At 64.7% G+C, this 13,852-nt stretch carries 12 protein-coding genes and 2 tRNA genes; 8 read left to right on the plus strand and 6 right to left on the minus strand.

The window, feature by feature from the left end; all coding sequences use genetic code 11:
- Positions 1-15: 15 nt before the first annotated feature.
- A complete protein-coding gene (gene aroA / locus G473_RS0105330; protein WP_029012256.1) occupies positions 16-1,359 on the minus strand; it encodes a 3-phosphoshikimate 1-carboxyvinyltransferase in 1,344 nt (447 codons plus the stop codon).
- Positions 1,360-1,519: 160 nt separating this feature from the next.
- Between aroA and G473_RS0105335 the strand changes: the two genes are divergently transcribed.
- The 3 genes from G473_RS0105335 to G473_RS0105345 all read left to right on the plus strand — a co-directional run bounded on the left by G473_RS0105335 (position 1,520) and on the right by G473_RS0105345 (position 2,443).
- A complete protein-coding gene (locus tag G473_RS0105335) occupies positions 1,520-1,981 on the plus strand; it encodes a TIGR02300 family protein (RefSeq protein ID WP_342665645.1) in 462 nt (153 codons plus the stop codon).
- Between the two features lie 135 nt (positions 1,982-2,116).
- Positions 2,117-2,192 (plus strand) — tRNA-Ala (locus tag G473_RS0105340).
- 175 nt (positions 2,193-2,367) lie between these two features.
- Positions 2,368-2,443 (plus strand) — tRNA-Ala (locus G473_RS0105345).
- A gap of 61 nt (positions 2,444-2,504) precedes the next feature.
- On the opposite strand, the gene G473_RS0105350 is transcribed toward G473_RS0105345, so the two are convergent.
- From G473_RS0105350 to G473_RS0105365, 4 genes are all read right to left on the minus strand, one after another.
- On the minus strand, positions 2,505-3,275 hold the full coding sequence (locus G473_RS0105350) for a competence/damage-inducible protein A (RefSeq protein ID WP_029012258.1): 771 nt from the start codon (positions 3,273-3,275) through the stop codon (positions 2,505-2,507).
- A gap of 131 nt (positions 3,276-3,406) precedes the next feature.
- Positions 3,407-4,561: a glutamate 5-kinase gene (proB, locus tag G473_RS0105355; RefSeq protein ID WP_245579993.1), complete on the minus strand. Its 1,155-nt coding sequence runs from the start codon at positions 4,559-4,561 to the stop codon at positions 3,407-3,409.
- A 111-nt stretch (positions 4,562-4,672) separates the two neighbouring features.
- Positions 4,673-5,749: a lipid A deacylase LpxR family protein gene (locus tag G473_RS0105360; RefSeq protein ID WP_051329904.1), complete on the minus strand. Its 1,077-nt coding sequence runs from the start codon at positions 5,747-5,749 to the stop codon at positions 4,673-4,675.
- A gap of 71 nt (positions 5,750-5,820) precedes the next feature.
- Positions 5,821-6,666, minus strand: a complete 846-nt coding sequence (locus tag G473_RS0105365) for an alpha/beta fold hydrolase (RefSeq protein ID WP_245580006.1) — start codon at positions 6,664-6,666, stop codon at positions 5,821-5,823.
- A 170-nt stretch (positions 6,667-6,836) separates the two neighbouring features.
- Between G473_RS0105365 and ggt the strand changes: the two genes are divergently transcribed.
- The 5 genes from ggt (at position 6,837) to fmt (ending at position 13,252) form a co-directional block, all read left to right on the plus strand.
- Positions 6,837-8,618: a gamma-glutamyltransferase gene (gene ggt, locus G473_RS0105370; protein WP_210163227.1), complete on the plus strand. Its 1,782-nt coding sequence runs from the start codon at positions 6,837-6,839 to the stop codon at positions 8,616-8,618.
- A 271-nt stretch (positions 8,619-8,889) separates the two neighbouring features.
- Positions 8,890-10,077: a 5-demethoxyubiquinol-8 5-hydroxylase UbiM gene (gene ubiM, locus G473_RS0105375; RefSeq protein ID WP_029012263.1), complete on the plus strand. Its 1,188-nt coding sequence runs from the start codon at positions 8,890-8,892 to the stop codon at positions 10,075-10,077.
- A gap of 100 nt (positions 10,078-10,177) precedes the next feature.
- A complete protein-coding gene (locus tag G473_RS25205; RefSeq protein ID WP_051329906.1) occupies positions 10,178-11,686 on the plus strand; it encodes a DNA recombination protein RmuC in 1,509 nt (502 codons plus the stop codon).
- Between the two features lie 83 nt (positions 11,687-11,769).
- Entirely contained in the window at positions 11,770-12,282 is a 513-nt protein-coding gene (gene def, locus G473_RS0105385; RefSeq protein WP_029012264.1) for a peptide deformylase, read from the plus strand.
- Positions 12,283-12,331: 49 nt separating this feature from the next.
- Complete coding sequence (gene fmt, locus G473_RS0105390) at positions 12,332-13,252, plus strand: methionyl-tRNA formyltransferase (RefSeq protein ID WP_035705386.1); 921 nt, start codon at positions 12,332-12,334, stop codon at positions 13,250-13,252.
- Between the two features lie 173 nt (positions 13,253-13,425).
- Here fmt and G473_RS0105395 read toward each other — a convergent pair whose 3' ends face one another.
- On the minus strand, positions 13,426-13,842 hold the full coding sequence (locus G473_RS0105395; RefSeq protein WP_029012266.1) for a group II truncated hemoglobin: 417 nt from the start codon (positions 13,840-13,842) through the stop codon (positions 13,426-13,428).
- Positions 13,843-13,852: the final 10 nt, after the last annotated feature.

A 13,852-nucleotide genomic window follows, 5' to 3' on the forward strand; every position in this document is an offset into this window, starting at 1 on the left:
CCTTTTGCCTGCGCCTCACACCTCCGTGATGCCGGCGCCCAACTGGTTCATCAGTGTGACGAAGCCGGGGAAGCTGGTATCAATGAAGCCGCCATCATCCACCGCAATCGGCTGGTCGGATGCCATGCCCAGCACCAGGAAACTCATGGCGATACGGTGATCCATGGCGGTGGCGACGGTGGCGCCGCCGACCGGGGGCTTGCCGGTGCCATGCACAACCAGCCAATCCTCACCCATTTCCAGCTTCACACCGCAGGCGTCCAGACCGCTGGCGATCATGGCCAGACGGTCGCTTTCCTTCACCCGCAATTCAGCCAGACCGCGCATCACGGTCTTGCCTTCCGCGCAGGCCGCGGCCACGCCCAGGATCGGATATTCATCGATCATGGAGGGTGCGCGATCCGGCGGCACCTCAATCCCCTTCAAGGAGGAGGCGCGGACGAGCAGGTCGGCCACCGGCTCGCCTCCCTCCTCACGCGCATTCTCGAACCTTATATCCGCGCCCATTTCCACCAGCGTGGTGTAAAGCCCGGTCCGGCGGATATTGGTGCCGACATTGGGCAGGCGCAGTTCGCTGCCCGGCCGGATCAGCGCCGCCACCACGGGGAAGGCCGCCGATGACGGATCAGCCGGCACCTTCAGGTCGCGCCCGCGCAACTCGCCCTGGCCGGTGACGGTGGCGGCCAGCGCCCCGCCTTCCACCTCTTCCACCACCACTTCGATGCCGAAATGGCGCAGCATGCGCTCGGTATGGTCGCGGGTCGGCTCCGTCTCGATCACCGTGGTCTTGCCCGGCGTGTTCAGCCCCGCCAGCAGGATGGCCGATTTCACCTGCGCCGAGGCCACGGGCAATTGATAGGTGACGGGCATCGGCGTGGATGTGCCGATAACAGCGCCGGGCAGGCGACCCTTGGACCGCAGCTCAAACCGGGCGCCCATCTGCGACAAAGGCCCCGTCACCCGCGCCATGGGCCGCTTGGTCAGCGAGGCATCGCCGGTGAAGATGGAGGTGAATGGATGCGTCGCCACCAGCCCCATCAGCAACCGTGCGGCCGTGCCGCTATTGCCCATGTCCAGCACGCGGTCTGGCTCGGCCAGGCCGCCGACGCCGCGGCCACGGGTACGCCAGATGCCATCCTCACCACGGACGATCTCTGCCCCCAGCGCGCGCAGCGCATCGGCGGTCCGCAGCACATCCTCACCGGTCAGCAGACCTTCGATCTTCGTCTCCCCCAGGGCCAAAGCACCAAACATCAAGGCGCGATGGGACATGGACTTGTCACCCGGCACCGCCACGGTGCCGGACAGCGCGCCGGTACGCGCGGAGGAAAGCGGACGAACAGGGGACGAAGCGGACATGTGATTGCTCCGGAACTCGTTTAGGGCGACAGAATGTTATAAGCGACATAGCATGGTGCCCGGCGGGCCGGAAGGCCCCGACCCGGCAGGGCCGCCCCGCATAACGGGAAAGCGGCACAGACCGGCCAAGTTCGTTGACAGGGGGCGGCTATCATGGCAGATGCCGCCCGGATCGTGGCGCTATCTATGGGCGCGCGTGTATGGATGGAGGTTACTCGTGGCCAAACCCGAATGGGGTGTGAAGCGCATCTGCCCGAGCTGCGGCGCGCGCTATTACGACATGCGCAAAGACCCGCCGGTGTGCCCGTCTTGCGGTACGACTTTCGACCCGGAGGCCTTGCTGCGCTCCCGCCGTGCCCGTCCCATCCCGGTTGAGGATGCGAAGAAGCCGGCCCCGCGTGACGAGGAAGCGCTGGATCGGGAGAATGAGGAAGAGTTGGAGGAAGTCGTCGAGGATACCGTCGATGACGATGCCGACGTGGCCGACGAGATCGAGGCCGATGATGTCGATGACGCCGTCGTCGATGAGGACGAGGATGTCCTGCTGGAAGACGCCGACGAGCTGGATGACGGCGACGATATGGGCGAAGTGGTCGACATCGAGAATGACGAAGACCGCTAAGTAAGCCATTTCAAGCAGTTACGGTCCGGCTTGAAAAAAATGACCGGACCGTGAATTTTCCGCTTGCATATGGTCGCGGGTTTCTAGATAAACCCGCCCACGGCGCTGACGACCCAGGCAGCGCCAACGAGTTAAGGGGCCATAGCTCAGCTGGGAGAGCGCTACAATGGCATTGTAGAGGTCAGCGGTTCGATCCCGCTTGGCTCCACCAAATCGAAGGCCCGGTCGGCAACGACCGGGCCTTTCGCTTTTCCAGCCCCTGCGTCCCGGCGACGGGCTTGGAGAAAAATCTCATCGGGCGCTGATTTTTCCGCTTGCATAGCGCGGGCAGTTTGTCCATAAACCCGCCCACGGCGCTGACGACCCAGGCAGCGCCAACGAGTTAAGGGGCCATAGCTCAGCTGGGAGAGCGCTACAATGGCATTGTAGAGGTCAGCGGTTCGATCCCGCTTGGCTCCACCAAATCGAAGGCCCGGTCGGCAACGACCGGGCCTTTCGCTTTTCCGCGATCTGCTCTAGGGGGTCAGCCCCCCTTCTCCTCGCCATAGCCTTCCACCACCTCCGGCACACCGCCCAGATCGCGCAGCATGGCCACCACATCGGCGGTCGCCGCATCCAGGGCCGCCACGTCGGCCGTGCGCAGGACCAGCGCAGTGGAAACCTTGCCCTGACGGAAGGCGGGGTAGGAGCCGATATCCACCCCTTCATGCTTTGCCGCCAGCAGGCGCAGCGGATCGGCGAAGCTGCCTTCCGGGATGGCGCTGGCGACAGAACGGGTCAGCGTCACCGGCCCGCCGACCAGACGGCTGGTAATGCCGGTCAGCATGGCCTGCATGATCTTGGGCACGCCGGCCATCACGAAGACATTGCCGATCTGGAAGCCCGGTGCCGTGCTGACCGGATTATCGATCAGGATGCCGCCTTCCGGCACATTGGCCATGCGCAGGCGTGCTTCGTTCAGCAGGCCCGTATCGGCATAATGCGCCTCCAGCCGGCGCACGGCTTCCGGATGGCGCAGCAAGGGCACGCCAAAGGCCTTGGCCACGCATTCAGCCGTGATGTCATCATGCGTGGGGCCGATGCCGCCGGTGGTGAAAACATAGCTGTAGCGGTCGCGCAGCGCGTTCAGGGCGGCAACAATCTCCGCCTCCACATCCGGCACCACCCGTACTTCGCGCAAGGGGATGCCAAGCCCTGCCAGATGCCGGGCGATGAAGGCCAGATTGGCATCCTGCGTGCGGCCGGACAGTATCTCGTTACCGATAATCAGCAGGGCGGCGGTGGGGGCGGACATGGGTCAGGGTCTCTCAAAACCGGAAGCGGGTAAGAGAGTATAGGCCGCCACCCCGGCGCCGTGAATGGCACCAAATGACAAAGGGCGGCGATAAGACCGCCGCCCCGTCACCTGCATCCCGTCAGACCGTATCAGCCCAGAACCAGATCGTCGCGATGGACCATCTCGTCCCGGCCGCGATAGCCCAGCGCTTCCTCAATCTCCGCGCTGCGGCGACCCGCAATGGCACGGGCATCGGCAACGGCATAGGCTGACAGGCCCCGGCCCACAATGCGGCCGTCATGACCCTTGATCAGCACCAGATCACCGCGGTCGAACTCCCCGCTGACATCGCGCACGCCGGCGGGCAGCAGGCTGCCCCCCTTCAACAGGGCCGCCACCGCGCCATCATCCACCACCAGCGTGCCCAGGGGCTTCAGCGATCCGGCGATCCAGCGCTTGCGGGCGGTGCGCGGCTCCGCCCCCGGCACAAACCAGGTGGCCGGCGCCCCACCCTCTTCCACCGGCTTCAGCAGGGCCGCCAGCGGGTTCATGCGCTTGCCCATGGCAATGGCCATGCGGCAGCCGGCGGCCATGGCGATGCGACCGGCCACGATCTTGGTCACCATGCCGCCGCTGCTGTAACCGGGGGGCGGTTCACCCGCCATGCCCACAATCTCCGGCGTGATTTCCCGCACCAGGGGGATGTGCCGGGCGTCGGGGTTGTTGCGCGGATCGGCGGTATAAAGCCCGTCAATATCCGACAGCAGCACCAGCGTGTCGGCGCTGATCATCTGGGCCACGCGGGCCGCCAGCCGGTCATTATCGCCAAAGCGGATTTCCGCTGTGGCCACCGTGTCATTCTCGTTGATGACGGGCACGGCCCCCAGCTTCAACAGGGTTTCCATCGTCGCCCGGCCATTCAGGTGGCGGCGACGATCCTCGGTGTCGTCCAGGGTCAGCAGAACCTGGGCCACGGTGATGCCATGGCGGGCCAGCGTCTCCTGATAGGCATGGGCCAGCCGGATCTGCCCGGTGGCGGCGGCGGCCTGCTTTTCCTCCAGCTTCAGGGGCCGGCCCACCAGCCCCAGATGCTCCCGCCCGCAGGCGACGGCGCCAGAGGTGACAACCAGCACCTCCACCCCTTGCGCACGCAGCGCGGCGATATCATCGGCCACCGAATCCAGCCAGTTACGGCGGACCTGATGGGTGGCGGCATCCACCATCAGCGCCGAGCCGATCTTGACGATCAAACGCCGGGCCGAACCCAGATGCTGCGCGCCAACCGCTTCCATATTTTCCGCCATCCCAAGGGGCCAATCCTGGCCGACATTTGCGGAAAATGGCCCGACAGCGTCAATCCACGAAGCAATATTGCCGCCATGCGCCCGTGATGGGGCGGGATGGGCCCCGTCCGGTCAGAACTGCCAGGTCACCGCCACCGCGCCATATTGGTCGCCCTTGTCCTGGGTCTTGAATTCGCGGCTGCGGAAGACATGGGTATAGGTCAGGCGCGCCCGGTAGATATTGACGGCCATGCCGGCCTGGAAATCACCGACGAGGATTTTGCGGTCAACCGAGCGGCTGTCGCGGAACGTATTGCCATCCAGGAAGATGTTGCGCGCCACCGCACGCCCCGACACACCGGCAAACAGATACCAGCCGATAGGGTGGGCCACGTCATGCTCAAAAAAGCCGGCACCGGGCAGCGAGGGCTGGATGCGCGCGGGACCGAAATCAGCCGGCAGCCGCCAGCCAGCCCGGACCATCAAGCCCGTATCGGCATAGGTGGCCACATTGCCGATAGCCCCACCGAAATGGGGCATCATGTCGATCCCGAAACCGTCGCCGGCCAGGATATCCTGACGCCAGCTCCGCTCGTAGGTCAGCACCAGCCCCGGCTCATTGTGAAGCTGGGTATCCCAGCCGCGCGGCTTGGGTGACCCCACGATCCGGTGGATCAGCTTTTGCGTCGGCTCCGCCAGGGACGCGGGGCCGACAACGCCGACGGTCAGTTGCAACTGGTCCATCCGGCGGTTGGTCTCATTGATCAGCCCCACCGATCCGTGCAGCCAGCCGGCATAGGGCCGGTCGGTCTCTGGCGGGTCGGGCAGGTTGATGTCGCTGGCCGTATACATGTTCTGCCCCAGGGAGAAGACGGCCCGCACATGGCCATCCTGGGCGAAGAAGGGCACCAGTTTCGCCCATTCCCGCGTCCAGCCCGGCACGGCATCGCGTGCCGTGGTCCAACTGGCCTGGACGCCGTTCGTGTAATGGCGGTCGATATTATAGAACAGGTCATTTTCCAGCTGCAGGGTCAGGGTGCCCCGATCCGCGCCCACCGTCGGCGCCCCCGGCAGGGGGGAGGCCGGTTCCGGCTCCGCCGCCATGGCCCCATCAACCATCTGCGCCGATGCGGGCAGGGTCAGGCCCATCGTCAGCAACAGAACCGGCAAAAATGACAGCGACGACCGCCACAGGAAGGATGAGGGCATGATGGGGGATCAACTCTCGTAAAACAGCGCCAAGGGGGCGGCACAAAATCTATGGCCGCCAATTATGGCGGTCATTGGCGCATGAAAGCGCGCAACAGGTCGAATGTTCCCTGCGGATCATCGCGGAAGGTGCCATGGCCGCACTGCGCAAAACGCTTCAACATTGATGTCGCCGGCGGCAGATGGGCGAAAATCTCTTCTGCTGCTTCCCAGGGGGTGATGGGGTCCTGATCGCCGGCCAGCACCAGCACGGGGCTGGCGGCGCGACCCAGGCTGGGGCGGAAATCCATGCCCCACATCTCCCCGTTCCGGCCGGAGAAATGTTCCAGCACCTCCGGCTTCACGATGGAGCGCGACCGGCCAACAATGCCGCCCGGTGGCGGATTGACCGTGTAACAGCCCATGCAGATGGCGGCATAAGGCGCCACCTTGTCCGCCGTCACATCGGTCCAGAAGGTGCGGGCGGCAGCCGCCACCGCTGGCCCCGCCCGGCGGTCAAACGCCTTGACGATCAGGTCCAGTTGCATGCGCGCCGCCGTGGAGGACAGGATCACCCCCGCCGCATGGCCGGGATGGCGCTGCATATAGGCCTGAGCGACGAAGCCGCCGAAGCTGTTGCCCAGCACAAAGGGCTTTTCAATCCCCAGCGCATCGCAGAAGCCCTTCACATCATCGGCCCATTGCGCCAGCGTCCAGGTGGCCGGATCGCTGCCGCCGCTGCGGCCCTGGCCGCGATGGTCCAGATAGATCACCTGCGCCACATCCGTCAGGGCGCCAAAGGCGGGCTTGAAGGTGGCATGGTCGAAGCCAGGGCCGCCATGCAGCAGGATCAGCGTTGGCCGCTGACGCATCCCCTCCCCGTCCGGCACCAGCCCCGCGCCTTCGACATCGAACCAGAGCGGCGCACCATTCACCATCACCCGCACGATCACTCTTCCTTTATCTCAATAATCCTGCGTTCCAGGCTGGCACGGAGAGGCGCTGGCCGCAATGGTTGCCCCATACCGCCGCATGGCTTTAAAACCATGCGGGTGGGAACACATAAGGGGCGCAAGGCCTCATCCATGCACAGGAAGGCTTTCGGACAATGGCTTGGACATTCACGCGGCGCGTGGCGCTGCTACTGCTGGGAACTGTACTGACCATGCCGATCATGACGGAAACGGCGGTCGCTGCTGAAGAGGCGTCACTGCCCCAGGCCGGGCGCGGTGACCGTCTGGTTGGTGCCAATTTCGCCGGCCGGTCGGAAATCATCGCCGCCAATGGTGCCGCCGCCACCAGCCAGCCGCTGGCGACGCAGGTGGCCATCTCCATCCTGCAACAGGGTGGCACGGCGGTGGATGCGGCCATTGCCGCCAATGCCACGCTGGGGCTGATGGAACCGACCGGCAGCGGCATGGGTGGCGACCTGTTCGCCCTGGTCTGGGATCCCAAGACCAACAAGGTCCATGGCTTGAACGCCTCGGGCCGCTCGCCCAAGGGCCAGAGCCTGAAGGATTTGACCCAGCGGCTGGGGCCGGGCAAGCCGATCCCCTCGCACGGATCGCTGTCCGTCACCGTGCCGGGGGCGGTGGATGGCTGGTTTGAGCTGCACCAGAAGTTCGGCCGCCTGCCGATGGAACAGGTGCTGGCACCGGCCATCAACTATGCCCGCGACGGCTTCCCCCTCTCTCCCTTCATCGCCAAGGGCTGGGGCAATAATTTCCGCCGCTTCGGCCAGTTGGGTGAGGTGATCGAGGAACTGGACAACGCCAAAAAGACCTATCTGATCGACGGCAAGCCCCCTGTGGCTGGCCAAATTTTCCGCAATCCGGACCTTGCCAATTCACTGACCCTGGTGGCCAAGGGTGGGCGCGATGCCTATTACAAGGGCCAGATCGCCCGCACCGTGGATGCCTATATGAAGCGCATCGGCGGCCCGCTGCGGTACGAGGATTTCGCCAGCCATCACAGCGACTGGGTGGAACCGATCACCACCAATTATCGCGGCTATGATCTGTGGCAGATCCCGCCCAACGGCCAGGGTCTGGCCACCCTTCAGATGATGAACATCCTGGAAGGATATGATCTGAAGGCGATGGGCCATAACAGCGCCGATTTCATCCATGTCTCGGTAGAAGCCAAGAAGCTGGCCTTCGCCGACCGGTCACGCTGGTATGCCGATCAGGCTTTCGTGAAGCTGCCGATCGACACGCTGATCTCCAAGGATTACGCCGCCAAACGCCGCGCCCTGATCGACATGGCCAAGGCCGGTGCGCCGGAAACCGGCATCATGCCGGAAAGCCATGACACCATCTTCCTGACCACCGCCGACAAGGACGGGATGATGGTGGCACTGATCCAGTCCAATTATCGCGGCATGGGGTCGGGGCTGGTGCCGGACGGGCTGGGCTTCATGCTGCAGGATCGCGGCGAACAGTTCGCGCTGGACCCCAAGCATCCCAATGTCTATGCGCCCGGCAAGCGCCCCTTCCACACCATCATCCCCGGCATGGTGACCAAGGATGGTCAGTCCTTCCTGGCTTATGGCGTGATGGGCGGGGCGATGCAGCCGCAGGGCCATACCCAGGTGCTGGTCAACATCATCGATTTCGGGATGAATGTGCAGGAAGCAGGCGACGCCGCCCGCTGGCAGCATGAAGGCTCCCCCGAACCGACAGGGGAAAAGGGCGAGGGCACCGGCACGCTGTACCTGGAACAGGGCATTGCGCCGGATGTGGTGGAAGCCCTGAAGGCCCGCGGCCACAAGGTGGAGATCAAGCCCGGCCTGCATTATGGCAGCTACGAAGCCATCCTGCGCGACCATGCCAACGGCACCTACCATGCCGGCACGGAAATGCGCGTGGACGGCAACGCGGCGGGTTATTGAGGATAAGCGGCGGTCATCACGGCTATCCGTCCATCATCGTGATGACCGCCGCACCTTTTTCAGTCTGCTCAAAACACCTGAAAAGAAATTCCGTTGCGATACCGGAATATTTAAAGCCTCATCGCAAAATCATTCCCTGTCCAAAACGATAATTGAAAATCCTTATTTTTCTCACTATTGGCAACCGTGCCGCAGTTACCTTACAGGCCAGTCGCGCTACATTTCCTCCCAGTGACGATGACACCCGGACGGGTGGATGGGGAGACTTGAAATGGCGTGCGAGCGTTCCACCCAACATGATGTGATCGTGATCGGCGGCGGTCCCGCCGGTCTGGCCTTTGCCCGGTCGCTGGCCGATAGCGGCTTGCGCATCGCCATTGTGGAACGCCAACCCCATGACGCCCTGGCCGATCCTGCCTTTGATGGGCGGGAAATCGCCCTCACCCATCGCTCGGCCGATATCCTGCAAAAGCTGGGTGTCTGGGACCGGATCGACGCGGCGGAAATCGCACCCTTGCGCAAGGCTGTGGTGCTGAATGGCTCCTCTCCCTTCGCCTTGAGTTTCGGGGGTGAGAGGGAAGGGGCGGACAGGCTGGGCCATCTGGTGCCCAATCACCTGATCCGCCGGGCCCTGTTCCAGTCGATCGACGGGCAGACGGGCCTGTCGCTGATCACCGGGCAGGCGGTGACAGAGGTACGCACCGATGCGGATGGCGCCATGGTGCGCCTGTCCGATGGCACGGTATTGACGGGCGCGCTGCTGGTGGCCGCCGATTCCCGCTTTTCCGATGTACGCGGGCGGCTGGGCATCGGGGCGGAGATCAACCGGCTGGGCCGGTCCATGATGGTGGTGCGCGTGGCGCATGAGGGCGAGCATGGCGGCGTGGCGACGGAATGGTTCGAACATGGGCACACCATGGCCATGCTGCCTTTGAACGGCGCTCTCTCCTCTGCCGTGCTGACCCTGCCGGCAGGGGAAATGGACCGGCTGATGCGCCTGGATGAAGCGGCGTTGGGCCAGGAATTGACCCGGCGGTATCAGGCACGGCTGGGGGACATGCGGGTGGTCAGCAGCCCCCATGTCTATCCCCTGGCCACCACCTATTCCCACCGTTTCGTCACGCGCCGCGCTGCTTTGATCGGGGATGCCGCCGTCGGCATGCACCCGGTGACGGCGCATGGCTTCAATTTCGGCCTTCAGGGACAGGCGACCCTGGCCGGGCTGATTGCGCAGGCCGTGGCGAAGGGTGGCGATATCGCCGCCCCGGCCCTGTTGTCCCGGTATGAATGGACCCACCGTCTGGCCACCAAGCCGCTTTACAGCGCCACCAACCTGATTGTCGGGCTTTATACGGATGAAAGGCTGCCCCAGCGCATTGTCCGCCATGCCGCCCTGCGCGCTGCCGCCCGTTTGCCCTTGCTGCGGGGCGGCGTCACCCGGCTCTTGATGCAGCATTGAGGTCGCGGGGCGCGACAGGATGCACCCGTTCGTTCATGAACTGTTCCATTCTGGATGATAAGCGCGTAGCATCGGCGCCGGATAATCTGCCGGAGCCTTGATGCCTGTGCCCAGTTTCGCCCTTGATCCGCTGTCGCTGTTGATTGGTGCCGTGCTGGCCGCCGGCATCACCGCCTTGTGGCTGCGGCAGGCGGCGGGCGGGCTGCGAACGGAACTGGCCGCCCTGCGGGTAGAGCGCGACCATCTGGCCCGGTATCAGGCGGAATTGCGCCAGGAGCTGGTGGAGCGGGACCGGTTGCTGACCAGCACCCGCCGCCAGCAGATGGAAGAAGCCGCCGCCCGTGCCACGGCAGAGGCGGCGGCTGCCCGCGTGCCGGGGCTGGAGGAGGCGCTGGCCTATCACCAGGATGAGCAGGCGGAGTTGCAGGCCGCCCTTGCCGAATGCCGCACCGCCTTGGAGCAGGAGCGCCAGACCCATGCCGACAAGCTGGCCCTGCTGGATCAGGCGCAAACCCGGCTGGCCGATGCCTTCAAGGCCCTGTCGGCAGAAGCCCTGTCGGCCAATAACCGCGATTTCCTGACCCTGGCCCAGGCGCAGTTGGAGAAGTTCCAGGAAAGCGCCAAGGGCGACCTGGAGAAGCGCTCCGCCGCCATCGATGCGCTGGTCACCCCCATCCGCGACCATCTGGTGAAATTTGGCGAGGCGGTGCAGGGGATCGAGCAGGCCCGTGTCGGTGCCTATGCCGAGTTGAAAACCCAGGTGGCCCACCTGATGGAAGGCCAGGGGCAGTTACGGTCAGAGACGGCCAATCTGGTCCGCGCTTTGCGCAGCCCGGCGGCGCGGGGTCGCTGGGGGGAAATCCAGCTTCGCCGGGTCGTGGAAATGGCCGGCATGGTCGATCATTGCGATTTCCATGAACAGGCCAGCATGGAAGGCGGCGACGGCAATCGGCTGCGCCCGGACCTGATCGTCCGCCTGCCCGGCGGCAAAAGCATTGTGGTCGATGCCAAGGCGCCGCTGGAAGCCTATCTGGATGCCAGCAATGAAGGCGATGATGCGGCCCGACGGCTGCACCTCTCCCGCCATTCCCGCCATATCCGCGACCATATGAAGGGGCTGGGGGAAAAGCGCTATTGGGCGCAGTTCGACCCGGCGCCGGAATTTGTCGTGCTGTTTTTGCCGGGGGAGAATTTCTTCTCCGCCGCCCTGGAGCATGACCCGGCCCTGATTGAGGCTGGCATCGACCAGTCGGTGATCCCGGCCACGCCGACAACGCTGATCGCCCTGCTGCGTGCCGTCTCCTATGGCTGGCGACAGGAAGCCCTCGCCCGCAACGCCCAGACCATCAGCCAGTTGGGCCGGGAGCTTTATGAGCGGCTGGGCACCATGGCCGACCATATGGGCAAGGTGGGCAAAGGGCTGGGCAGTGCCGTGAACAGCTATAATGCCGCCGTCGCATCGCTGGAAACGCGGGTGCTGGTCACGGCCCGGCGCTTCAAGGATCTGCGCGCCACCCCCGGCAATGGCGATTTGCCCGAACTGGCCCCGCTGGACCATGTGCCGCGCCAGCCCGTGCCGCCGGAACCCGCCCTGCTGCCGGGGGAATGAGGGGGCACCCTGCGCCAAACCCGCTTGACGCCCGCCCGCCCTGGTCCTATCTGGCCTACTGATTTCTATCGCTGGAACGTCCCATGTCTCTTCTGCCCATCCTCACCATTCCCGATACCCGTCTGAAGGCCAAGTGCAAGCCGCTGGACAATGTGGATGGGCGTGTCGCGACGCTGATGGATGACATGCTGGAGACCATGTACAAGGCCCCCGGCATCGGGCTGGCGGCACCGCAGATCGGCGTGCTGGAACGGCTGATCGTGGTCGATGTCACCGACCACAAGAATGAGAAGCCCAACCCCATCGCCATGGTCAATCCGGAACTGATCCTGGCGTCGGATGAGCTGGCGGTGACGCAGGAAGGCTGCCTGTCCATCCCCGAAATCTATGCCGATGTCACCCGCCCGGCGCAGGTCCGCGTGCGCTATGTCGACCGCGATGGCGAGGTGCGGGAGATGGATGCCGACGGCCTGCTGGCCACCTGCATCCAGCATGAGATTGACCATCTGAACGGCGTGCTGTTCATCGACCATCTCTCCTCGCTGAAGCGCAACATGATCCTGCGCAAATATAACAAGACCAAGCGCCAGCCCTGACCGGCGCCGTCTGCCTGCCGCCATTTGCCTTCAGATAAAGGAAATGCCCATGCCGTTGCGTCTCGCCTTCATGGGCACGCCTGATTTCTCCGTCGGCATCCTGGATGCGCTGGTGCAAGCCGGGCACGATGTCGTCTGTGTCTATAGCCAGCCGCCGCGTCCTGCCGGGCGGGGGCAGCAGCTTCAGGCCACGCCCGTGCATCGCCGGGCCGAGGCGCTGGGCATCCCTGTGCGCACGCCGAAAAGCCTGCGCAAGGCAGAAGCGCAGGAAGAATTCGCCGCACTCAACCTGGATGCCGCCATTGTTGCGGCTTATGGCTTGATCCTGCCGCAGCCGGTGCTGGATGCGCCGCGCCTGGGCTGCATCAATGTCCATGCCAGCCTGCTGCCGCGCTGGCGCGGTGCCGCCCCTATCCAGCGCGCCATCCTGGCCGGCGATGCGGAGACCGGGGTGACAATCATGCAGATGGATGCCGGGCTGGATACCGGTGCCATGCTGTTGAAGGATACAGTCGCCATCACCCCGCACATGACCGCATCGGACCTGCATGACGCGCTGGCGGCCATGGGGGCCCGGCTGATGGTGCAGGCCCTGCCCGGCATCGCCGATGGCAGCCTGCCCGCCCTGCCGCAGCCAGAGGACGGCGTGACCTATGCCGCCAAGCTGGCCAAGGAGGAAGGGCGGCTGGATTTCACCCGTCCGGCGGCGGAACTGGACCGGCAGGTGCGCGGCCTGACGCCCTGGCCCGGCTGCTGGATCGACCTGTCGAACGGGGAACGGCTGAAGGTGCTGATGGCGGAACCGGTGGCCGGTACAGGCACGCCCGGCACCTTGATTGATGAAGGCCCGACCCTTGCCTGTGGCGAGGGGGCTTTGAAGCTGCTGCGGGTGCAGCGCCAGGGCAAGGGGCCGGTGGACGCCACCGCCTTCCTGCGGGGCTATCCGCACCAGATCGGCGGGGGGCTTTAGAATTTATCAGATTTGGTTGAATTATCTTCTACCGTCACCCCGGCGAAGGCCGGGGTCCAGTTTCGTAGAGTACAGCGTCTGTGATTCTGGGCCCCGGCCTTCGCCGGGGTGACGGGATAAGAGCTATGTCCGATTCCATTTAACCCTGACAGGCTCTAGCTCTCACAAAGACCTTAGGCTTCGTCCTCAGGGTCCGGCTGGTTGCGCATGAAATCGGCCAGGGGGGCCATGGCTTGCAGGATGGCGTGGCGCACATCCTCGCGTGCCACCGTCTCATCCAGCGCGCGTTTCATGCACAAAAGCCAGGCATCGCGTTCCGCCGTGCCGATGCGGAAGCCCAGATGGCGGGCGCGCAGGCGGGGATGGCCGCGTTCGGCGGAATAATCGGTTGGGCCGCCCATCCATTGCATCAGATAGAGTTTCAGCACCCGCTTGGTTTCGCCCAGATCGGGGGCGTGGATGGCGCGCAGCTCGCGCGCTTCCGGCAGCGTGTCCATCTGATGGTAGAAGGCTTCCACCAGCCGGTCGATCACCGGCTGACCACCGATCAGGTCATGGATGGTGGTGGTGCGGGCGGTTTCAGTGCTCATGGGGCAACCT

The sequence above is a fragment of the Niveispirillum irakense DSM 11586 genome, from assembly GCF_000429645.1.
Classification (GTDB): Bacteria; Pseudomonadota; Alphaproteobacteria; order Azospirillales; family Azospirillaceae; genus Niveispirillum; species Niveispirillum irakense.

Coding starts and splice junctions, on each gene's coding strand:
- G473_RS0105335 (WP_342665645.1), top strand. CDS start 1,520: ATGCCGCCCGGATCGTGGCGCTATCTATGGGCGCGCGTGTATGGATGG.
- G473_RS0105395 (WP_029012266.1), bottom strand. CDS start 13,842: ATGAGCACTGAAACCGCCCGCACCACCACCATCCATGACCTGATCGGT.
- G473_RS0105365 (WP_245580006.1), bottom strand. CDS start 6,666: ATGGTGAATGGTGCGCCGCTCTGGTTCGATGTCGAAGGCGCGGGGCTG.
- G473_RS0105350 (WP_029012258.1), bottom strand. CDS start 3,275: ATGTCCGCCCCCACCGCCGCCCTGCTGATTATCGGTAACGAGATACTG.
- G473_RS0105360 (WP_051329904.1), bottom strand. CDS start 5,749: ATGCCCTCATCCTTCCTGTGGCGGTCGTCGCTGTCATTTTTGCCGGTT.
- fmt (WP_035705386.1), top strand. CDS start 12,332: ATGCCGTTGCGTCTCGCCTTCATGGGCACGCCTGATTTCTCCGTCGGC.
- ggt (WP_210163227.1), top strand. CDS start 6,837: ATGGCTTGGACATTCACGCGGCGCGTGGCGCTGCTACTGCTGGGAACT.
- aroA (WP_029012256.1), bottom strand. CDS start 1,359: ATGTCCGCTTCGTCCCCTGTTCGTCCGCTTTCCTCCGCGCGTACCGGC.
- ubiM (WP_029012263.1), top strand. CDS start 8,890: ATGGCGTGCGAGCGTTCCACCCAACATGATGTGATCGTGATCGGCGGC.
- proB (WP_245579993.1), bottom strand. CDS start 4,561: ATGGCGGAAAATATGGAAGCGGTTGGCGCGCAGCATCTGGGTTCGGCC.
- G473_RS25205 (WP_051329906.1), top strand. CDS start 10,178: ATGCCTGTGCCCAGTTTCGCCCTTGATCCGCTGTCGCTGTTGATTGGT.
- def (WP_029012264.1), top strand. CDS start 11,770: ATGTCTCTTCTGCCCATCCTCACCATTCCCGATACCCGTCTGAAGGCC.